Here is a 22,430-nt window from a genome sequence, read left to right as displayed (position 1 = left end):
TCTACTTGGATTCTATTTATATAAAACCCAAATAGAACTCAAATAGAACTCAAGTCTGATATTTTTGCTACATATTGCGAGAGCTTTCAGTAACAACTCGTTCTAACTGTTTAAAGTTTTCTAACACACGACCTGTTCCCAAGACAACACAGCAGAGAGGATCGGCGGCAATGTGGGTTACAATCCCCGTTTCATGGCTAATTAAGGTATCTATGCCTTTGAGCAAAGCACCACCACCGGCTAACATAATACCTCTGTCAATAATGTCTGCTGCCAGTTCTGGAGGTGTACGTTCTAGTGTCCGCTTCACAGCTTCTATAATTACTGATAGCGGTTCCAACATACTTTCACGGATTTCTGGGGCTTTGATTGTTACAGTTCGCGGAAGACCAGAAAGCAAATGTAAGCCTCGGATTTCCATCGTGGCGTCATTATCATCATTAGTAGGATAGGCAGAACCCATCCGAATCTTGATGTCCTCGGCAGTGCGTTCACCAATGACTAAGTTATGAACTTTCTTAATATACTGAAGGATGGATTCAGTCAGTTCATCCCCAGCAATGCGTACTGATTCGCTAATCACTGTACCCTGAAGACTCAGCACTGCGACTTCTGTTGTCCCACCACCAATATCGATGATCATGTTGCCAGTGGGTTCAGCAACAGGTAGTCCTGCACCAATGGCAGCAGCTACAGGTTCATCGATTAAATAAACTTTTCTTGCTCCTGCTTGGTGAGCTGCATCCATCACAGCTCGCCTTTCTACTCCTGTGACACCACTGGGAATACCAATGACAATCCGGGGTAAGATTAAAGATTTACCTTCATTTACACGCTGAATAAAGCTTTTGAGCATCAGCTCGGCTATCTCGAAATCAGCAATTACACCATCGCGCAAGGGGCGGAGGGCAATCACATTTCCAGGTGTGCGACCGAGCATTTTTTTGGCTTCTTCTCCTACTGCCAGTGCTACCTTTTCGTTGACATCGATAGCAACTACAGAAGGCTCTTGCAGTACAATACCTTTACCAGATACATAAACGAGGGTGTTAGCGGTACCGAGGTCGATACCCATATCCCATGATGTGCGAAAGTTCCTAAAAATACCCACGCGTCTCTAAGCCCCCTGTATGCGATACTTCTTGACTACTATCGAAAGAGTTAATTCGATTATGTTTATATCCTGAGTTGAGTAAACTAGACTATATTTTTATATGATTCCCAGGAATATTTACTATGTTTCACTTGTCTGTTTTTTGATATTTTATGATTAGCTTAGTATATCCGTATACTTTTATGTGTTTCTCCTAGTAGTATGTATAATTTTTCAAGCCAACTATATTGTTAACTGTTTAACACATTATTTTCAAGTGTTTCACAATTCGCTATGATGAAAGTCTAAATTTATCAGTACATAAGTACTAAAAGGTAACGCACATGAGTATCAATCTTGTCACCCTAGTCGGTCGTGTAGGCGGCGACCCAGAGATTAAGTATTTTGAGTCTGGTAGTGTAAAGTGTAGATTGACACTAGCGGTAAAAAGGCGATCGCGCAACAGCGATCAACCTGACTGGTTCGAGTTAGAACTATGGGGAAAGACAGCAGAGTTTGCAAAGAATTATGTGCAAAAAGGTAAACAAATTGCCGTTAAAGGTTCGTTGAAGTTTGAGGCTTGGAGCGATCGCCAAACAGGAGTTAGCCGCTCTAAACCAGTTATTCTAGTAGACCAAGTGGACTTATTGGGTTCTAGGCAAGATGGAGACGGAGCAACGGGAGATATGTCTCCAGAACATTATTAATTGGGCATTGGGCATTAGTCCAAAGTCCAAAAACAAATGACCAATGACCAATGACTAATAACTAATTTGCAGCGTCACCGATGCTTCTAGTTGCTGCTCACCACCAACGACAGGCGTGGAAGCATCAGCTACTTTGGCAGCCTCAGCCCTTAAAAACATGGGTGGTGGAGGCGCACTAGCATTATTAACTTGAATGCTCACCACTTCTTTGGATTTTAAACCCAAGGCACTAAAAACAGCATCAGCTTGCTGCTGGGCATCTTGGGTGGCTTTTTTTAATGCTTGTTTTTGAGCAGATGCGATCGCTTCATCATTAGCAACAAAACTAATACCATTAATTTCTGTTGCACCCGCTTTCACTGCATCATCCAATAATGTACCAGCTTTCTCGGTAGGAATGCGAAAACTCACAGTGTTATTGGCAGCATAGCCTGTAATCCTCTGCACATTATTCGTGTAGCTATAAACTGGATTAAGTCGGATACCAGTAGTTTGTAATTTCTCAACATTTTGGCTCTTGAGGAATGCAACTACAGCCGACGACCTCCGGGCGGCTTCTTGCTGTACCTCTTGGGCTGTTTTCCCCTGAATCTCCACTCCTAAACTGACTTGCGCCAAGGTTGTAGGAATTGTTTCTACCCCGCGACCACTGACACTAAGGGTTCGCCACAACTTGTCTTTTTCTTGTGCCGATGTAGGCAGTGTAAAATTTACACATAAAAGCATTGCTAAAGACAGTATTTTCCACAACTTTCTATGGGGAAATTGAGAACCGGGTAAAGCGGTAGTCATAAGATTTGCACTCCTCAAAATATCCACAGATGTTTTTAATAAACGTATACAAGTAAGTGGGTCAAATTAAATATCAAACCTCACCCTGCCTCCGGCTGACCCCGACAATAATAAGGAGAGGGATTGAGGGTGAGGTTTGATATAGATGTTTAATTACGCCTACCTACTTAGCAATCTTCTGGTGGCTGTTAAAAGTCAACAGTCACCACAAGTTTTTCACAACTCAAGTGCGATCGCTAGATCCGATTTGTATGTTTTTACTTTGACACTGCCATAATCAAAAGCTGAAATGGTTACATTTTTGGAAACTAAAAAAATTACACCAGTACTTTCTCAAGCTAGTTTTAAGGGTTTTTAATAGCACTTTAGTGCTTAAAAATCAAGGACTGAAGTCCTGACTACGAACTTTACACAAATTAATTTAAAGAAGTTGCCAATAGCATTTCCATAGGATGTTTTTCAGAAACGCGTCAAAATCAAAGAGAAGGATTTTCAGAGAACCCATGCATTTGTTAGATCCAATCAGCTTCTCTTTTCCTCTGCTGGCTACCGCAACACAAGCCGCAGACAATTCAATGGTAGTAGCAGCAGTGTTACTAAGCTTAGTAGTCGTTTATCTCGCCAGCAAAGCTGGTGGAGAGTTATCAAACAAAGTGGGTTTACCGCCTGTCTTAGGCGAACTTGTAGGTGGGGTGGTAGTTGGCATCTCTGTTTTCCACCTTTTAGTGTTTCCAGAAAGCGGCACAGACAGTTCTAACTCTTTAATCATGTCCTTCCTTCAAATCACTGCTGGTTTAACGCCTCAAGCGACTCCAGGCGTGTTTACAGCGCAATCTGAGGTCATTTCCGTTTTGGCAGAATTGGGTGTGATCATCCTGCTGTTTGAAATCGGCTTGGAATCGAACTTAAAAGATTTAATGGCAGTTGGTATCCAAGCCACAATTGTTGCAGTAGTGGGGGTAACAGTACCCTTTGTAGCTGGCACTGTGGGATTGATGACTTTGTTTGGAATTGCTGCTGTACCCGCAATTTTTGCAGGGGCGGCTTTGACTGCCACTAGTATTGGGATTACTTCTAAGGTGCTGTCAGAGTTGGGGCGACTCAATTCTAAAGAAGGGCAGATTATTTTGGGTGCTGCCGTAATTGACGACGTTTTGGGAATCATCGTTTTAGCGGTAGTTGCCAGTTTAGCTAAAGATGGCGTGGTGGATGTCAGCAAAGTCATTTATTTGATTATCAGCGCCACTGGTTTTATTTTGGGAGCAATTTTACTAGGGAATGTTTTCAATAAATCTTTTGTGGCGATCGCTGATAAACTCAAAACACGCGGTGGACTGGTAATACCAGCATTCATCTTCGCTTTTGCTATGGCATACCTTGCCGCCGTTATCCACTTAGAAACAATTTTAGGAGCTTTTGCGGCGGGTTTAGTTCTAGAAGAGACAGATAAGCGTAAAGAACTGCAAACGCAAGTCTGCCCCATTGCCGATATCTTAGTGCCAATTTTCTTTGTGACTGTTGGCGCAAAAACCGATTTGGGAGTTTTAAACCCAGCAATTCCCGATAATCGGGAAGGTCTAATTATGGCAATTTTCCTGATTACAGTAGCCATTCTCGGTAAAGTAATCACAGGCTTAAGCGTGTTTGGTCAACCGGAAATCAACCGTTTAGCGATCGGTGTGGGGATGATTCCTAGAGGGGAAGTCGGATTAGTATTTGCTGCTGTCGGTGCAGCCAGTGGCGCTCTCTCGAAACCATTAGGGGCGGCAATCATCATGATGGTTATCTTGACAACCTTTTTAGCTCCTCCTTTGTTACGATTTGTATTTCCAGACCCAAAAACTGTGGATTCAGGCTCAGACCAACTGATTTTAGATGGTTCCTCTGGAACCTCGTTGTTAATTGAACCGCCTTCGTTGAGGGTGCCAGCATCAAATGACAGTAACAACTTGGAAGTAACCCCAGAATCTAGCGATCGCTAATCTTTGGGAATGGGGAATAGGGAATAGGGAGAAACTTGTTCAATAATTCCCCCTCATCCCCCTCATCCCTAGTTATGCAATGGAAACTTCTCTCTTTAAATTTCTGTCCCATCTGATTGTAGAATAATCGTCTGTTTATAATTTCTACCAGCATTCGGAATGTTATTTATTTCCAGTCTCCCTTGCTTTGTGAACCTTTATTTGAAAATTTTCCAGGTAATTGGAGAGTAACACCCATAAATTTTGCTAGATCCTCTCAAAGGAATGGGAATTATCTATTTAGTACATTGATGGCGAAAAGCAAAAAACAGTTATCAGTGAACAGTTATCAGTTATTAGTTTTCTAGCTTCCTTGGGAGTCAGAATTCCTACCTCTAAAGGTGGAAAATTTCACATGAGGATTTAGACCCAAATTATGAAACCTGATAACTGATTTAAGCGCGTCTTTATACCAGCTTAAAAAATCAAAAAAGGCATCAGAGGTCAAGTTTAGGTGGTGACAATGTGATGATTTACCAATGAGTTGAGATATTGACGGCTCCCATGAACGTGAATTAGGAGAAAAGACTGTGAAATTACACTGGTTACTACCCAGCACTATTGGAACTATCTTCATGCTATCGTCGCCGGTAATGGCTGCGAGACTTGAATCTTGGCGCTTTGATGCCAATCAAAACAGGCTGGAAATTAATACTGTAGGAGCAGTTCAACCCCAGGCACAATTAATTTTCAACCCAACTCGGCTGGTAATTGATTTGCCAGGAACTACATTTGGGCGTCCGCAGCTAACGCAAGAGGTAGGCAGAGGAATTCGCTCGATCCGGGTTGGGCAGTTTGATGGAGAAACAACTCGTATAGTTGTCGAACTGACTCCTGGTTATACTTTAGACCCAAAGCGAGTGCAATTTGTAGGTAAAACTGGCGAATCCCCTGCGGCGACACTTCGTGAACGCTGGATGGTGCAATTACCTAGACCCGAAGTCAATAGAGTAGCCTCTTCTCCCAGAACTGCTTATAGTGTTGTTACCCCAGACTCTGAGCCGCAACCTGGTATTTCAAGGGTTGCCACTACTACAAGAGGGGCGACTCAAATTGAGAACTTACAAGTAACAGGCGATGGGTTGTTCATTCGCACCAGTGGTGGTAATCCTCCGATTCGGGTAATTCGGAGCCGCGATCGCGCTAGCATCTTTATGGATATCTCTGACGCATCTTTATCACCACGTCTAGCGCAACAGAATAATATCCCTGTTAATAGACACGGTGTTAGCCGCGTCGAATTTACCCAACTACAAAGCCAACCTCCTGGCGTTCGCCTGACTTTGCGGGTAGATAAAAATAGCCCCGACTGGCAAGCAACTAATAGTAACAGTGGTGGATTAGTAGTTCTACCTAATCGCGTTGTCAGATTGCTTGGAAATAATAATTCTGACAATCAGTCACAACCACCCTCCTTTCCCAGCAGACCATCTGCTAACAACTCGGCAGCAACAATTGAGTCTGTACAACTGGCTGATAATAACAGACAACTGCTAATTAGAGGCAACCAAACTTTATCTGCTACGGGAACCTGGGATAGATCCTTGGGTGTGTTCCGTGTCACAATTAGCAATGCTAAGTTAGCTCCTAGAGTCACAGGCCCGACTTTTGCTCCCAATAGCCCCATTCTCCGGGTACGCCTGCAACCACAAGAACCCAACACAGTCGTTGTTTTAGTTCAACCAGCCCCCGGAGTGCAACTTGGGCAACCTCAGCAAACTGGCAACCAGCTTTTGGTATCAATACAAAATTCTCGGCGAGTTGTCGCCCTCCCCGGAAGACCCCCCTTTGCTTTACCTGGGCTACCACCGCCAAACCGGGGGCCATTCCCAGACCTAAGCAATCCCAATCCCCAGCCCCTAACACAACCACAGCGCCGAATTAGCAATGGGCGAGTGGTAGTCATTATTGACCCAGGACATGGTGGCAAAGACTCTGGAGCGCTTGGCATTGGGGGGGCGCGCGAAAAGGATGTTATCTTGCCTATTGGTAAGAAACTTGCTGAGATTTTACAGCAACATGGCGTACAAGTAATTATGACCAGGGATTCTGATTATTTTGTTACCCTTCCAGGACGGGTGCAATTAGCAGAAAGGGCTAATGCTGATGTGTTTGTTAGCATCCATGCTAATTCCGCAGGTGCAAGTCGTCCCGATGTTAATGGCTTGGAAGTATATTATTACGATAGTGGTCTGAATCTAGCTCGCATTGTCCGCAGTAGCATTCTTCAAAGTATTAGTACTATCAAAGACAGGGGAGTGCGACGAGCCAGATTTTATGTCCTCAGAAAAAGTTCTATGCCCTCGATTCTCGTGGAAACGGGTTACATGACTGGTCGAGAGGATATGGCTAGGCTCAGAACCTCAGCTTACCAAAATCAAATGGCAGAAGCGATCGCTCGTGGCGTTCTTCAGTATTTAAAGAGAAGATAAATGATTTAGTCGAAATTATTGAGTAAATACATGTAATCTTTACCATTTTTATCCAATTTAGTAGTAAACAATTTAAGTATTTTTGCGGCGGGATAGGAGTAGCTTCTTTGTTATTGTCATCTGATGATTTGCAAGGCAAGCAGTTTTGGATTTTGGATTTTGGATTTTGGATTAACCCCACCGATAAAGGGATGGGGTTGAGAATTTTAAATTTTCGATAATGGAATTATTTCACGCCATAAGGGGTGTTATTGTATCAAAGCGTTAGTTTGCCATGAACCAAAAATTAAAAAATCTAAAATTAGGAATCTAAAATCTAAAATTGACAGTCAAATTTATATAGGCTCATGGCATGGCAAAATCAAAAGAGCGTGCTATATTTTACGCCATTAGCTGTGTCTTAATAACAGCGCAAAACTCAAATGTGCGCGGTGACGGTGTGAGGATTTGCCAATATGTTGAGATGTTGACGGCTCCCATGAATGTGAATTAGGAGAAAGGACTGTGAAATTACACTGGTTACTATCCAGTACTATTGGAACTATCTTCATGCTGTCGTCGCCGGCAATGGCCGCGAGACTCCAATCTTGGCGTTTTGATACCAACCAAAATCGTCTGGAAATTAATACTTCGGGGAATGTTCAACCCCAAGCACAATTAATTTTTAACCCCACTCGTTTGGTAATTGATTTGCCAGGAACCACATTTGGGCGTCCGCAGCTAACGCAATCGGTGGGTGGTGCAATTCGCGCTATCCGTGTTGGGCAGTTTGACGAACAAACAACGCGCATAGTCGTTGAACTGACTCCTGGTTATACTCTTGACCCCAAGGGAGTACAATTTGTTGGCACAACTGGCGATCGCTGGATGGTACAATTACCTACGCCAGTAGCTGAAAATGTCCCCTCAAATACTGGGGGGCAACAAGAACAAGCTATAGCAACAGAGACTTCACCGAGAACATTTCCACCACTGTTCTCCCAAAGAAATATTTACAACGTAGTGACAGCAAACCCTGTCAATCCGCCTAAAAACCGAATGCTTGCCGCCAGAGTTACTCAAATTGAGAGCTTACAAGTCACAGGCGATGGTTTTTTCATCCGCACCAATGGTGGTAATCCTCAGATTCAGGTAAATCGTAGCAACGATCAAACAGCAGTTAACATCGATATTACTGGCGCTACTTTATCACCAAATCTAGGACAGCGCGATTTGCCGATTAATCGCTATGGTGTCAACCACATTCAGTTCAGCCAACTACAAACAAGCCCATCTGTTGTTCGCATAACTTTACGGGTGGACGAAAATAGTCAAAATTGGCGAGCAACCACTAGCAGTATTGGTGGTTTTGTCGTTCTTCCCAGTCGTGGCGTTGCTCAGTTGCCTGGAGGTAATAGTCCACGCCTAATACCATCTACTAACACCTCACTTGCTACCATTCAGTCTGTGCAATTGGCTGGTAATGGCACACAACTGCTGATTAGAGGCGACCAAGCTTTATCTGCTACAGGAGGCTGGGATAGAACTTCTGGTTTGTTCCGTATCACCATCAACAATGCTCGGTTAGCTCCCAAAGTTACAGGCCCAACTTTTAATGCTAATAGCCCTATCCTGCGGGTTCGCCTGCAACCACAAGAATCTAATACTGTCGTCGTCTTGGTTCAACCAGCAGCCGGAGTCCAAATTGGGGAACTCAATCAGGTTGGCGACCAGCTTTTGGCTTTAGAATTACAACGCTCTGGTAGCGTCACACCGGGGATTGGTTTACCTCCTCTGCCATCGCCAAACCTAAGTCAATTCCCAAACCCCACAGATAATCCCCGTCCTATCTCTCAGCCACAGCCGCGTCCCTCAGTTCCCAGAGGGAAATTACTAGTTGTGATTGACCCAGGACATGGTGGAAAAGACTCAGGTGCCCCAGGTCTAGGCGGACTTTTAGAAAAGGACGTAATTCTCCCTATTGGTAAAAGGATAGCAGCAATTTTAGAGCAAAATGGTGTACAAGCAGTACTCACACGGGATGCTGACTTTTTCGTAGAACTTCAGGGACGGGTAGAAATTGCCGAGCGAGTTAATGCGACTGCCTTTGTCAGCATTCACGCTAATTCGGTTGATAATCGCCCTGATGTTAACGGGTTAGAAGTATATTATTATGATAGCGGTTATGCTCTGGCTGAAGTTGTTCGCAATACCATCCTCCAGAACATCAGTACAATCAAAGACCGGGGAACCCGCAAAGCCAGATTCTACGTTCTCAGAAAAAGCTCTATGCCATCGATTTTAGTAGAAACAGGTTATATGACTGGTCGAGAAGACAATCCCAGATTGGGAACACCAGAGTATCAAAATCAGATGGCAGAAGCGATCGCTCGTGGCATCCTAAAATACTTACAGCGCTAATATAGTACAAATTACTAATTAAAAGGTGGTATTTAGACTTTTTTAGCGTCCAGAATTTAGTGGTCAAATTGTACATTGTCTGCTAAATTCTGTATTTTAAATCCCAAAACCTAAATTTATATCTGCCTGTGTATTCATCTTCGATCTTTGAAGCGAATCTTGACGATTTTTCTGAGCAACAACCCCAACAGGCCCCAATTGGCATCTTTGACAGTGGTGTGGGTGGGCTGACAGTACTACGACAACTATATCGGCAACTCCCCAATGAATCAATTATTTACTTTGGGGATACAGCTAGACTTCCTTACGGAATTCGTTCCCAAACAGAAATTTTACAATTCACGCGTGAAATTATTACCTGGCTACAACAGCAGCAGGTAAAAATGGTGATTATGGCTTGCAACACCAGTTCTGCCCTGGCGCTAGAAACCGTGCGTCAGGAATTCAACATACCCATTTTGGGAGTAATCCTACCAGGTGCAAAAGCTGCCGTGCAGCAAGGAAAGCGGATTGGTGTAATTGCCACTCCCGCTACGGCTAAAAGTAATGCTTATAAGCACGCTATCCTCGAAATTGCTCCAGATGTCCAAGTCTGGCAAGTTGGATGTCCAGAGTTTGTGCCACTCATCGAGCAAAACCGGATTCATGACCCCTACACTGCTGAAGTAGCAAGAGCCTACCTAGAGCCTTTATTAGAGCAGGAAATTGACACCTTAGTTCACGGCTGTACCCATTATCCCCACCTTACACCAGTATTGCGATCGCTCCTCCCCTCTCATGTCCAACTGGTTGACCCAGCTGTTCATGTCGTAGCAGCTTGTTCCCAAGAGCTAGACTTACTAGGCTTAAAAAATACTCACCTCCCACTGCCAACTCGCTTCGCCGTTAGTGGTTGTCCGAAACAGTTTTCCCAGTCAGGAGTACAGTGGCTAGGCTATACCCCAATTGTTGAACAGGTTTGCTTCACTGATAGCGCTATTTCCCAACTCCAATAAAAATAATTAGTCCTTAGTCCTTTAATCAAAACAAATGACCAAAGACTAACGACTAAGGACAAATGACAAATGACAAATGACTATTGACTATTAACTGATATCTCCTGCTTATGTTTTCCTTCGCTAGATGAAGGGAAACTTGTCGGATTAGTTTTTGTACCTGTTCGCTTTGCCAGTGCTAACAACAGGTAAACTGTGAACAAATATCCAGACGCTAAAATAAAAATCATCATAGGTATACTTCCGTAAATCATTGTTCTACTAGCACCTTTCTAAATCAATATAAAATTAGTAGAACCTCAGCCAAGCAAGTGCTTTCTTCATGGCTGGAGTTTCCTATGGTAGAATTACCTATAGATATAAAATTCTCTACAGACAAATAATTTATTCTCTAATGCGACTTCTTGCAGACCATAGATCCCACAGCAGTTAGATTGCCTTTTAGCAATCTAAAACTATGATTCTTTGCGGTCTACTTGATCTGCTTTATTTTTGATCACATTGCTGTGAAAGGAGCAATGCTTGCGCTCAACGTGCGCTGAAGACGTGTAGCGGCTTCCCATAGGGATATCGCATAGCTCCAAACCAGGAGTTTCGCGGATCGTAGGAAAAATAAAAGGAATTATTTCCTTAATTTTAAGCTACGACTAATTATTTTAGACTTACATCACCAAGCAAGTAAAATTACTTAGTAGTTGATTTACTTTTGGAGTGTGAATATCTGAAAAATTTAAAATTCCTATATTTTAGCGTAACACAACGACCTTACATTTTGAGCTTCTTCGACTGCTAAATTTCAAATTTTTTGAATAGCTACACTTCAATCCTGAAGAAATTTAGTTTGAGTCATTGGCGACTTCTTTAAACCACATCCCTTTTGTCAATAGACAGTATTGCTTAATTTTTATTTTAAACTGTGGCAGGAAAGGCGTACAGGGAAACTACTTAATATAATTTAGCTTATATTTATCTCCGTATACTTGTAACTGATGTTTTAACTTACTTTAAAACCTAAACTACGAAAACTTAAGCATAATTGCTTATTGACAAACACACCATTAACCTTAAATATCACCTATAGAACGAATGAAAATGGGATTACCTGATGAAAACTTTGCGCTGGCACAGGGTTATCTTAAAATAAGTGTAGGATATGTAAACTTTCGTAACCAAAGTCAGAGTCCGCCCATCCATGACCCCAGCCACCTCCCTGTTTACCCCTGTGGAAGCAGACCTGCGACTACTAGCAGATAACCTAAAACAGCTAGTTGGAAATCGCCACCCCATTTTGTTTGCAGCAGCCGAACATTTATTCGGAGCTGGGGGAAAGCGTATCAGGCCAGCAATTGTCCTGCTAATATCGCGGGCAACAATGTTAGAACAAGAGATTACACCGCGTCATCGCCGCCTAGCTGAGATTACAGAAATGATTCACACAGCTAGCTTGGTACATGACGATGTAGTAGATGAATCAGACGTGAGGCGAGGCGTTCCTACCGTTCATAGTTTGTTCGGTAATCGCATTGCCATATTAGCAGGAGATTTTCTTTTTGCCCAATCGTCCTGGTATTTAGCAAATTTGGACAATTTGGAAGTGGTGAAACTCCTCTCAGAAGTGATTATGGATCTAGCTACTGGGGAGATTCAGCAGGGACTGAATCGTTTTGATGCTAGCATCTCTATTGAAACTTACATTGAGAAGAGTTATTACAAAACAGCTTCGTTAATCGCTAACAGTTCTAAAGCTGCTGGGTTACTTAGTGAAGTCTCACGAGAAACTGTTGAGCATCTATATAGCTACGGTCGTCATTTTGGTATAGCATTTCAAATTGTTGACGACATTTTAGATTTCACCAGCACAACAGATACTTTGGGTAAACCAGTGGGGTCGGATCTTAAAAGTGGTAATCTGACTGCACCGGTTTTATTTGCTTTAGCGCAAAAACCATATTTGGAAGTGCTGATTGACCGAGAGTTTGCTCAAGAAGGGGATTTAGAGCAAGCACTAGCACTAATTCAAGATAGTCAAGGCATACAGCAGGCGCGAGAGTTAGCTGCTCACCATGCTAAGTTAGCAATTGAACATCTTGAAGTTCTCCCACCCTCAGAATCCCACCAGGCATTGATTAACATAGCTGAGTACACACTGAGCCGTCTTTTTTAAATCATTTACCACTTAACTGGTACCTTAGGGGATTTTAAACCCCAAGCGAAACCTTCCACCTGTTCTTAGGTGGGAAAATTTTGCTTAATGGTCAGCTAAAATTTGAAAAATGTTCACTGATAACTGTTTGTTAACCAATTTTAGATTAAGGGGAAAATTAAAGCGATCGCTTGCTTCTTTAAAGAACTAGAAGGGTGATAACTGGCATTAATTTATTTTGATCAAAAACTTTTTCAAACAAATTTGAGATTTAAAAACTTGGATGTGGGATTGTATCTAAAAAATCCCACATCCAAGTTTTTTCTATGCAATATCAGGGGGTATCTGTTTAGGCGATCGCTGTTGTCGTAGCTGTTTCTGCATGAGTTTTTCTAGTTCAGTTCGGCGAATTTCAACGGTATGAGTGGTCTTACCCGGCGTCTCCAAAAAAATGATGCTATCTACGGGTTCTAATGCCACCAATTGGAACAAAATATGGGTGACAGGGATAATTTTAGCTAGCATTTGAGGGTCAAGCCCAGCAGGGGAAATTAGAGAGACATCCTGTATGGTAGGAAAAGCGTAAACAACGCGCTTTTCCAATCCTGGATTAGTAAGATTGCTCAATGTAGTTAAAACCCAGCTTGCCTCAGAATTTTGGAGAATATAGTATTGGGAGTAACGTAATTTTTGAGCGATCGCTCTAAGGGCAGGAGCAATTGCTGCAATCAGATTTGGTGTCATACCATCGCGGGGTGCTTTGTCAATCAGCAATTGAATTTGTGCTTCTAAATCCATAATGACTTGTATACGGCTCCTGGGTAATGGCAATAACATCTATCAAACTGTGAACAATCCCATCCAAGTTGGGAATAATAAAATCAGCCACATTCTCAATGTAGGATTGGTCTGCGTTTAGCTTATACGTAAAATCAAAAAAGCCAATACCCACAGTCGTACAGGTTGTATTTAAATACTTAGGGTCTTTTGAAAACTGAGACTATGAATTCAGCCGCAACCGCAACTATTCCATCTGCAAATATTCTGGGAGAAAATTCTAAAGGCGTGGAGGTGATCTTTCAACTCCTGTCTAGGGAGTTTCAACAATCGACCAAAGCTTCGGAACAGAATTGCCATGATGTAGCAAGACGTATTACCACCGAAGTTTATCGGATTTGCCATGAAAGCAAACGTATTCAAGCTTCTGGCTCTGTAGAAAGCTCGGCGATGACCCTGGCTCGGCATCGGCTACAACAGTGTCTCAGGTACTATCAGTTGGGTTCAAATCGTGGCAGGGTAGAATTACACAGTACTCTGAGTGCAATTATTTATCGATACATTAATCCGCCTCAGAAGCAATTGAGTTATCAAGGGCGACTGACTATAATTGAAGATTTTTTACAGAGTTTTTATCTGGAGGCATTAAACGCTTTCCGGCGAGAAAATCAACTCGGTGCTACTTATCGCCCTCAGACGCTTCTAGAATTGTCCGAGTACATGGCATTTACCGAACGCTACGGCAAACGACGCATTCCCTTACCAGGCCGTCAGCAGCAGCTAATTATTTTACGGGCGCAAACTTTTTCTCAACAGCAGCCCCCAGAAACCAGCGTAGATATAGAACAAGCCGCAGAAGGCAGCAATAATGAAGGCGATGGTTGTTGGGAAGAACCAGCAGTGCATCAATTACGCTCCACAATGGCAACGCAAGCCGAACCCGAACCTGAAGAAGATACTTTGCGTTCCGTTGTAGTTACAGAATTAATGAATTATCTCGAAGAACGGCAACAATCTGACTGTGCTGATTACTTTTCCTTACGCCTCCAGGATCTATCAGCACAGGAAATTGAGTCGATTTTAGGTTTAACCCCTCGTCAGAGAGATTACTTACAGCAGCGCTTCAAGTATCATTTGATTCGGTTTGCTTTATTACACCGTTGGGAATTGGTTCACGAGTGGCTGGAAGCTTCTTTGCACACCAATTTGGGCTTAACTCCCCAGCAATGGCAATTACATACAGCACAACTGGACAATAAGCAACTGTCTTTACTAGAGTTGAAGCAACAAGGACAACCCGATGAAAAAATCGCAAAAACTTTAGGGCTGTCAATGGCACAACTTCAAAAACGATGGTTTAAGATTCTTGAGCAAGCTTGGGAAATTCGTAACTCATTAGTGTCCGGATCAGGTGCATCTACTCATGAATAGTGACTCAGAATCCTTACAATCTCAGTGTCTCGGTTGGTTATTGACAGATGATGTCAAAAATCCTGACCAATCTGTAGAATGTAAGGAAAATGACGGGGTAAAAAACCTCCACAATGAAGCCACTGCTTCAAAAAGCAGTGAGCCAAAATTGGGAGGAACACCTCAGACCTTTCAATTGGGAGAAATTCCTACTGTGCTAGATCGTTTTCAAGCTGTCCTTAAGAATCGCTTACAAATCCAAGCCCAAGACCACCCACCTTTATTTCCTTGGGAAACACAATTAATCGACTATCCCGATTTTGTCGAGGAGCCGTCAATGACCCTCGTTCCTACCTGGGGGTGGATGGTACAACAGTCGAAGCTAAAACTGCCGTGTCCCTTGCCGGAGAGAGTTTTCCAGCAATTGCTGGAACAATGTCAGGCATTGGTGACATCTTCAGTGCCTCTGGGAGCAAAATTAGTTCAAGTGGTGGAGAACTTTTTTCCCAACGAGTCTCAAGCACTAAACGATATTGCGGTATTGGTGCTAAGAAGTACTTATCGTTCTGTAAGTACTCTGGAGACAATGCCCAATATTCAGAGCGATTATTCAGATTTACAACCGCGTCAACAAATGGCTTTGTCGTTACTAGCGGCTAAACAACTGTTGGAAAATCTGACTCTACCACTTTCAGCAACTAGTCCGGTGGTAGAAAGACAATGGCTAACCACTGTCGGTAATTTGAACATCAGGGTAGAGTATCAGTCTGTAGGTATTACGAAGTTACTTGTTCAGGCTGAGTTACCCGTTAAAGGAACTTTGACACTTCGCACAAGTGGAACTTTAGCAATGGCTACATCTTCAACTCCAGGATATTTAAGTGTAGAGTTAGGTTGCGAACAACTTAACCCAACTTATACTCTGGAAGTTGAGTTTCCTGAAATAGACGAACAGTCGCTTTTATTTGTGATTAATCCCACTGTGTAACTTTAATTGCCACAGCTAGTACGTAATGTCGAATATCTTAAGGTAACTATTGCCTTGGGGCTTTTTCTGTCTCTAGATACTACTAGCAGCAGGGTGCTTACTTATACTTAAGGGTGATTACAGGTAAGCAGTGGGTTTAAAGTCACCTTCCACCCCATAATTGATTTTTTGTAGGTACTCGTCAGTCTACTGGGTTATTAGTAAAGCCTGGGGAACGAGTTAGTTTCTTATGTTGTGCTGATTTCGCCTTTATTTTACCAAGCCACCAATTTTTCACAACAAATTTATTCGGTTGGGTTGTTTTTTTATACAAAATTATGTTCGCGCTTGGCGTTACAGTTCGCGGTAACGTCATATCATGTTCGCTTAATTACTTTAAACTTGAAGAACCCCACCCCCAACCCCCTCCCCGCTTTTCGAGAGGGGGCTATGATGGTATATCATTCATGTAATCAAATTTTGTGAGGAATTTAATTTGTAAAATAGGCGCTAAACCTTTATAGATGCATCAAAGCAGGATAATAAAGCTTGTTCTAACGGGAATACTTTAAAGTAGGGCGAACAGTTTCGTCCTCAGCATTGTTTCCGTGGAATTTTCACTTAGACTCGAAATGCTCAACTTATCCAGGATAAATCGGTTTTGGCGTGTCCCTATAGGTAATTTCTGGGGGCAAAATCCGCAACGATCGCCTTTAATAGAAGTAGAAGATTCAATTTCCTTGCGGGTGCTGGTGCTAGCGTTGGTTGTTTTGGGAATTGTGGCGACGGATATCGCCGCCGAAACTTCATTCAGCTTTTGGGCATTACCCCTAAGTGTATTGGGTGCAATTTGGAGTTACTATCGTCGTAGCGATCGCAATGTTGCAGTTAAGTTTTGTATCGCTATCGGAATGTTAGTGGCACTAGGTGCTTTCTTTGGGCGATTAGTGGGATTGAATGATACACGGTTGGGTTTGGCAGAGTTATTAATTCAACTCCAGGTGTTGCATAGCTTTGATACACCCCGCCGCAAAAATTTGGGCTATTCGATTGTTATAGGACTGATTTTATTAGGTGTAGCGGCAACGTTAAGTCAGACTTTAGCATTTGCACCTGTGTTGCTGTTATTTTTAGCGATCGCTCTGCCAACTTTAGTATTAGATTATCGCTCCCGCTTAGGTTTGCAGCCATTAAAAATAAAAAATGAAAAATTCAATCAGAAGAATTCCTCAACTCTTAATTTTAAATTTTTAATTCTGAATTTTTTCCTAATTGTCGGTCTGGGGCTGGCAATTTTTGCTGTTTTACCCAGATTCCCTGGCTATCAGTTACGGAATTTTCCTGTAAGTTCTGCGATTCCACTAAAAGGTAATTTCACAGGAAGTAGTATTATTAATCCCGGTTATGTCCGCCAAGGTAAAGGTGATAATCAAGGCACTGGTACGGCACAAAATCAAACTGGTCAACCAGGTAAAGTAGATAATAACTTTTATTACGGTTTTAATAGCCAAATTAACCAAAACCTGCGGGGCGAGATGAAACCGAAAGTTGTAATGCGGGTGCGATCGCAAGCTGAGGGCTTTTGGCGAGTTCTAGGATTTGACCGTTATACGGGTAAGGGATGGGAAGTATCCCGTAATGAAGATGTTACAACCATCAAGCGATCGCCTTGGTCTTACCAAATCTTTCTAAATCGACCTCTGATTACTGCTAAAACTCAAGACATAGTACAAACTTATACAGTGGTGGCGGATTTGCCTAACCTAATTCCGGCGATGGCTTATCCCAAAGAGATTTACTTTCCCACACCAATGATCGCGGTTGATACAGAAAATGGATTGCGATCGCCTGTGGAATTATCAGAAGGACTCACCTACACAGTAATTTCTGAAGTACCATACCGCGATCGGACTAAATTAGGTGAAGCTTCTACTAAATACCCACGAGATATTAAACAGCATTATCTGCAAATTCCTCCCGAAATTGCCGAAAAAGTCCGACAACGTACCGAAGAAATTCTTGCTAACTATAATCGAGAAGGGGTAACAAAGTCTTCTAAAAGCCTAAATTCGCCGTATGAAAAGGCTCTCTACTTAGCTCAATATCTTAAGCAACACTATTCTATTCCCCAAAATGCCTTAGATTTGCCTTATTTGGCAGAAAAAGATGACTTAGTAGAAGCTTTTTTATTCAAATATAAAGGCGGTTATCCAGACCACTTCTCAACAGTTCTGACGGTAATGTTGCGTTCCATTGGTATCCCGGCGCGGTTGGTAGCAGGGTTTAGTGCAGGAGAATTTAATCCATTTACAGGGCTATATGTTGTCCGTAATACTGATGCTTATGCGATGACGGAAGTATATTTTCCTAAATATGGCTGGTTTGCCTTTGACCCGATTCCCAATCATCCCCTGATACCTCCATCAGTAGAAGATACTCAGACTTTTAGTGTGTTGCGTCAGTTGTGGCATTGGGTTGCTGGGTGGTTGCCTTCTCCAGTGACAGGTTTGTTGAATAATGTATTTGAGACAATATTTAAGTGGGTGATTGGAGCGATCGCTTGGTTTTTAGCTTTATTCTCTCAAGGTTGGTTTGGTGTATTAACTGGCTTAATTTTGGCAACTACGGCAGCTTTCTTTGGTTGGCTGGGTTGGGGACAGTGGCGACAGTGGCGTAACCGTCGATGGTTAAAGAAATTGCCAGCAATGGAAAGCCTTTATCAACAAATGCTGCAATGGACAACCCAAAAAGGTTTAGGTAAACATCCAGCACAAACACCTTTAGAGTATGCCAAAGGATCATATCAGCATCATGCCCCGGCAACTGCTGAGGTAATAGATGAGATTAGCCAAGCCTATGTTAGTTGGCGTTATGGTGGTCATAGCCCTAACTTGCAGCAACTGCGACAAAGATGGCAAGGTATCAAAAAGACTGCTAAGTAATTTAAATCCTAGCAGAGCGCAAAATTTTCAGGTTATCTCTTTTAAGAGAATATCCACTTATTTAGACAGACCTAATTAGACAAATAATTTAGATGCCAAAGAAGAAGTTTGAAGATATTCCCTTTCCTGCTTTAGTCAGCATAGATACGGATACTCCAGTTTCTGTAGACCAAGTTTCAAACATTTTGAGGGAGCGACAGAAGGGAGCTAGTATCTGCATTCGTAGTACACAGGGACACACTAATCGAGGCGGGTACTTCTTTCATGTCCTGCCAAGAGACAACGATTTAAGCAAATGCGAGTTATACAACTTTGAGAAAACGTTAGTTGCTACATTGCTACATTACCTGTAGAACAGATAACCCTCTTCATGAATCATTGTTCAGGCTTGGAGTTCAACAAGTGGGTATTTCAATTCTGCCAATCAGTTGTTAATTTCCGGCTTGACCCAGCTGAACCTGAATCAGCTGAACTTGACTCTACTGAGTCAGATCCTACGGAGTTTGATTCGCTTAAATAAGCCGCTTTGGTTTTTTTCCTGTTCGCTTCAATGTCAATTTTCCTTTTTTATACTCAAATTCTCTCCAAGCATATTTATCTGTAAGTAAGTAAACTTTGCTGACTGTTAGCTGGCTGAGAACTAAATTTTGTTTTTTCTGTGTTGAAACAGCACAGCAGAGCTTAATAAGAAGCAAACCTCACCTGACTGCCAACCAACTCGCTGATTCTCGTAAAGGACAGCAACAACCTCAGTAGATCCAGAAAGCCCAGGTAAAAATAAATGAGCCAAAGTATCTAAACCTGCTTTGATCACTCCATTTTTAAAGGCAATATAGTCTGCAATAGTGCGGTGAACTAGATCCGACTTAGGTGGTTCATATTTAAAGCCTTCTTGCCATATCCGTAGAAGCTTACCATAATTGCCCTCCTCCTCGTTATATGTGCTGTCTTTGCAATTGACAGCATATCTAAGGTCAAAGCCTTGCAATCCATTACCCAAATCATTAGGGGGACAATTGAGCCAGTACCAGTCGCGCAGTAAAGCAAGTGAAGATGCATGGAAAGCATACGCATGATGAATGAAGGGCGCTCGATCCCAGGTGACATCTTCAGGGTCATACCTCCAGTCCCAAGCGAAAACAATCACAAAGTCGGTTAGAGGATGAATGTCTTTTCTTAAAGTATCAAAGTTAGCAGACTTTTCTTCAGCAATGGTTTGGAGGCATTTAACCTCAACCCGAAGACCGCGAGAGCCTGAAGATGTACGAACTTCTAAATCAGGGAAACGGTTAGCGACAACGTAACTCCAGAAAATATCTTCAATCTGGTGATCTTCAAGAATGCGAGTTGCCAAACGCGCTAATTCATATTCGATGATTAGACTCACGCGATTGCGTACATCAGTAAGGTTTCTCTCATTTTCTGGAATTTTCTCGCCAGCATATATACCAAGCCTACGCCTAACATCAGTTTCATTGAGCCTTTTAAGAACTTCTGGCAGGAAGAAGTCAGTTAACCAAGACAATGTATCTAAAGGGTTGGACTCCCCCCTTAGAAAGGTCTTCAGGCTTTCAGCAGTGAGTGCCATTTCTTTATTCTCAATGGGCATAAAAGATGTTGTCTTTGGGCTTCCAATAAAAGAACAAACCAGTTCTTGTACTGACGATGTGAGCATTAGTTGAGAGCGGTCTAAAAAGCTTCCAATATCCGATTTAAGGTTCTCTACTTTTTGGTGCTGACTCAAATACTGACGGCGAATTTCCTCTTGAACATCTTTAGGTGGAAGCGGAATCATTACTTGCAACAATTCTTTTGAGTTAATTCTTGGACGGCCAATACCTGCTACCAAATGCATAATTTGCCCATAAACAAAGTCTGATCTAAGCAAAATGGTTAGTATAATAGGGTCGATTAGATATGTGCCATTAGATGCTTTCTTGAGAGCAAACACTGAGCATTCCGACGAGACAAAACCTGGTTCTGCAAAGCTCATTAATGCAACCTTTCGCAGGTTAGGACGCATTTTTGCAAAAACAATATCACCAGGCTGGTACTTCTTGACTGAGCTTTTCAATGAGTCAGATGGAGTTGGAACTTGTTCAAATTGTCCAGTATTTGATTCAATATTTGCCAACCCTGTATATCGAATAATTGCGCCAGAGAGTTCTTTGCATGGAGAGATAGAGACATTCCTTTCTGTACAAATATCGGCTAAACGTTTTAATGGATAAATACAAGTAGCAATTAATTTTTGGCTTTTTTTTCTAGATGGGTGATGATACTGGAAATCTATTCGGTGCCCATTTGTCTCTTTGTTAAAGTTAAAGTAAACATCAGCAACATAGATGTTTTCTGATTCATCAACTCGACCTTCTTTAAGGTATTTGTGCCAGGCATTTAATATAGAGGGAAGATCGCTATTAAGATAATTTTTTCCATCCTTGCCGTAACGAATATCTTCATCCCCACTTGTTTTACGTCCAACTTTATCTGCTCTAGCAAAAAATACTGAAATATCCCTATTCTCAGCAGATATTTTTTTAGACATTATCAAAATGGAGGCATTCACGGTAGCATACGGCATGAATGCAGTTTCAGGCAGACTGATAACAGCTTTTAAATCAAAGTTTTTGATAATAAAATGTCTTACATCAGTTGCGTGAGACAAATTTAAAACACCTTCGTCAAGAATTATAGCAAGTATACCGTTTTTACGTAAAAGAGCATGGCAACGTTCAATAAAGAGAATTCCACGCCGACGAGATGATTTGCCTAATCCTAATTCAAATGTTTCTAAAACATCAGACTCAGTAAAATCGCTGCCAAATGGTGGGTTAGTGATTATCGCATCGAAACATGAAAAGAATTGATTGGCTTGATTACCAAGAGTCCCCCCAGCAGGAAGAAACACTGTACGAATGTTTTTTGCTCCGTGAAGAAGCATATTAATTCCCGAAACCCAAGAGAGTCGCTCGTCAATCTCAATACTTGTAAGGGATGAATAATTTATTTGATGCCTTGCAATGCTAGAGAGAAATCCACCCGTCCCAGATGCTGGATCACAGATATCACCTTTAAGATAAGGCTGACAAGCGGAAACAATAAAATCAACAATATGAGGTGGTGTAAAAAATTGTTGATGATCGCCTTTGTCAAAAGTATTACGAACAATTTCTTCGTAAGCTAATCCTTTCACATCAAATTTTGTAGATGTGAAATTGAACGATTGAAGGGCTAAGACACATTTCATGATTGCACTATCAGAGCAATCAAGCTCACTAAACCGTTTTGGAATAAGGTTACTGTGCTGGTGTGAAAGATGCTGATAGTATTTTCGGACGACGCAGGGATTTAGAGGAAGATCAGAGGAGGAAAAGGGTGTAGATGCTCCACTGTTGTAAGTTTTATCAGATACAATCTTGGCGAAGACCAGTTTCGTGATTTCGTCAAAGCGGCTGATGATGTTGCTCTGGCTATCATTGTCACGGAAAATGTCATGAAGCCGAGATACTAGTAGGCGAATACTTCTTAAGTCGAACACATCTGACGACATGAAACCTGTCTTCTCTGAAAATAGCTTCAGCTGTTGTTGAAGTTCCTTGGGCGAGGCAGTTTCAACAGAGTTAACATCGTGCAGAGCTTTGTTCGACAAGAATTTAGACATGGCAAAACATTATAAAACCTTATTATGGGTTGAAATTCTCGAAACTATTAGCAAGCTATTTAGAGTAATTGCTTGGATCTAAGTAGA

The 22,430-nt window shown here is 42.1% G+C and carries 16 protein-coding genes; 11 read left to right on the top strand and 5 right to left on the bottom strand.

Going from position 1 to position 22,430, the window contains the following annotated elements; translation table 11 throughout:
* Positions 1–67: 67 nt before the first annotated feature.
* The gene (locus tag V7K32_RS14295) at positions 68–1,075 is read right to left on the bottom strand and encodes a rod shape-determining protein (protein ID WP_334994220.1); all 1,008 of its coding nucleotides are present in this window, start codon (positions 1,073–1,075) and stop codon (positions 68–70) included.
* A gap of 362 nt (positions 1,076–1,437) precedes the next feature.
* Between V7K32_RS14295 and V7K32_RS14290 the strand changes: the two genes are divergently transcribed.
* Positions 1,438–1,800 carry a single-stranded DNA-binding protein gene (locus V7K32_RS14290; protein WP_334883592.1) on the top strand — a complete coding sequence of 121 codons (363 nt, stop codon included), beginning with the start codon at positions 1,438–1,440 and terminating at the stop codon, positions 1,798–1,800.
* Between the two features lie 54 nt (positions 1,801–1,854).
* Here V7K32_RS14290 and V7K32_RS14285 read toward each other — a convergent pair whose 3' ends face one another.
* Positions 1,855–2,592 carry an SIMPL domain-containing protein gene (locus V7K32_RS14285; protein WP_334994218.1) on the bottom strand — a complete coding sequence of 246 codons (738 nt, stop codon included), beginning with the start codon at positions 2,590–2,592 and terminating at the stop codon, positions 1,855–1,857.
* Positions 2,593–2,737: 145 nt separating this feature from the next.
* On the opposite strand from V7K32_RS14285, the gene V7K32_RS14280 reads away from it, so the two are divergent.
* From V7K32_RS14280 to murI, 5 genes are all read left to right on the top strand, one after another.
* Positions 2,738–2,869 carry a hypothetical protein gene (locus V7K32_RS14280; RefSeq protein WP_334994216.1) on the top strand — a complete coding sequence of 44 codons (132 nt, stop codon included), beginning with the start codon at positions 2,738–2,740 and terminating at the stop codon, positions 2,867–2,869.
* A 226-nt stretch (positions 2,870–3,095) separates the two neighbouring features.
* The gene (locus tag V7K32_RS14275; protein ID WP_334994214.1) at positions 3,096–4,574 is read left to right on the top strand and encodes a cation:proton antiporter; all 1,479 of its coding nucleotides are present in this window, start codon (positions 3,096–3,098) and stop codon (positions 4,572–4,574) included.
* Positions 4,575–5,143: 569 nt separating this feature from the next.
* Entirely contained in the window at positions 5,144–7,045 is a 1,902-nt protein-coding gene (locus V7K32_RS14270; RefSeq protein WP_334994212.1) for an N-acetylmuramoyl-L-alanine amidase, read from the top strand.
* Positions 7,046–7,549: 504 nt separating this feature from the next.
* Complete coding sequence (locus tag V7K32_RS14265; protein ID WP_334994210.1) at positions 7,550–9,445, top strand: N-acetylmuramoyl-L-alanine amidase; 1,896 nt, start codon at positions 7,550–7,552, stop codon at positions 9,443–9,445.
* 128 nt (positions 9,446–9,573) lie between these two features.
* Positions 9,574–10,440 (top strand): glutamate racemase, encoded by an 867-nt coding sequence (gene murI, locus V7K32_RS14260; protein WP_334994208.1) that lies wholly within the window; start codon positions 9,574–9,576, stop codon positions 10,438–10,440.
* A gap of 80 nt (positions 10,441–10,520) precedes the next feature.
* Here murI and V7K32_RS14255 read toward each other — a convergent pair whose 3' ends face one another.
* Entirely contained in the window at positions 10,521–10,673 is a 153-nt protein-coding gene (locus tag V7K32_RS14255; RefSeq protein ID WP_334994249.1) for a hypothetical protein, read from the bottom strand.
* 959 nt (positions 10,674–11,632) lie between these two features.
* Here V7K32_RS14255 and sds point away from each other — a divergent pair.
* Positions 11,633–12,604 (top strand): solanesyl diphosphate synthase, encoded by a 972-nt coding sequence (gene sds, locus V7K32_RS14250; RefSeq protein ID WP_334994205.1) that lies wholly within the window; start codon positions 11,633–11,635, stop codon positions 12,602–12,604.
* 303 nt (positions 12,605–12,907) lie between these two features.
* On the opposite strand, the gene V7K32_RS14245 is transcribed toward sds, so the two are convergent.
* Entirely contained in the window at positions 12,908–13,381 is a 474-nt protein-coding gene (locus V7K32_RS14245) for a hypothetical protein (RefSeq protein WP_334994203.1), read from the bottom strand.
* Between the two features lie 204 nt (positions 13,382–13,585).
* Between V7K32_RS14245 and hetZ the strand changes: the two genes are divergently transcribed.
* The 4 genes from hetZ to V7K32_RS14225 all read left to right on the top strand — a co-directional run bounded on the left by hetZ (position 13,586) and on the right by V7K32_RS14225 (position 19,032).
* Positions 13,586–14,791, top strand: coding sequence for a heterocyst differentiation protein HetZ (gene hetZ, locus V7K32_RS14240; RefSeq protein WP_334994201.1), 1,206 nt, complete (start codon positions 13,586–13,588; stop codon positions 14,789–14,791).
* Positions 14,784–15,758, top strand: coding sequence for a PatU (locus V7K32_RS14235; protein ID WP_334994199.1), 975 nt, complete (start codon positions 14,784–14,786; stop codon positions 15,756–15,758). The genes hetZ and V7K32_RS14235 overlap by 8 nt, the downstream gene beginning before the upstream one ends.
* Positions 15,759–16,369: 611 nt before the next feature.
* On the top strand, positions 16,370–18,679 hold the full coding sequence (locus tag V7K32_RS14230) for a transglutaminase TgpA family protein (protein ID WP_334994243.1): 2,310 nt from the start codon (positions 16,370–16,372) through the stop codon (positions 18,677–18,679).
* A 92-nt stretch (positions 18,680–18,771) separates the two neighbouring features.
* Positions 18,772–19,032: a hypothetical protein gene (locus V7K32_RS14225; protein WP_334994196.1), complete on the top strand. Its 261-nt coding sequence runs from the start codon at positions 18,772–18,774 to the stop codon at positions 19,030–19,032.
* Between the two features lie 287 nt (positions 19,033–19,319).
* On the opposite strand, the gene V7K32_RS14220 is transcribed toward V7K32_RS14225, so the two are convergent.
* Positions 19,320–22,343 (bottom strand): N-6 DNA methylase, encoded by a 3,024-nt coding sequence (locus V7K32_RS14220; protein ID WP_334994194.1) that lies wholly within the window; start codon positions 22,341–22,343, stop codon positions 19,320–19,322.
* Between the last annotated feature and the right edge of the window lie 87 nt (positions 22,344–22,430).

This window comes from Nostoc sp. (genome assembly GCF_036917635.1).
Taxonomy (GTDB): domain Bacteria; phylum Cyanobacteriota; class Cyanobacteriia; order Cyanobacteriales; family Nostocaceae; genus Nostoc.
Note: the sequence above shows the minus strand (reverse complement) of the source record. Positions and strands in the feature narration are given on the sequence as shown.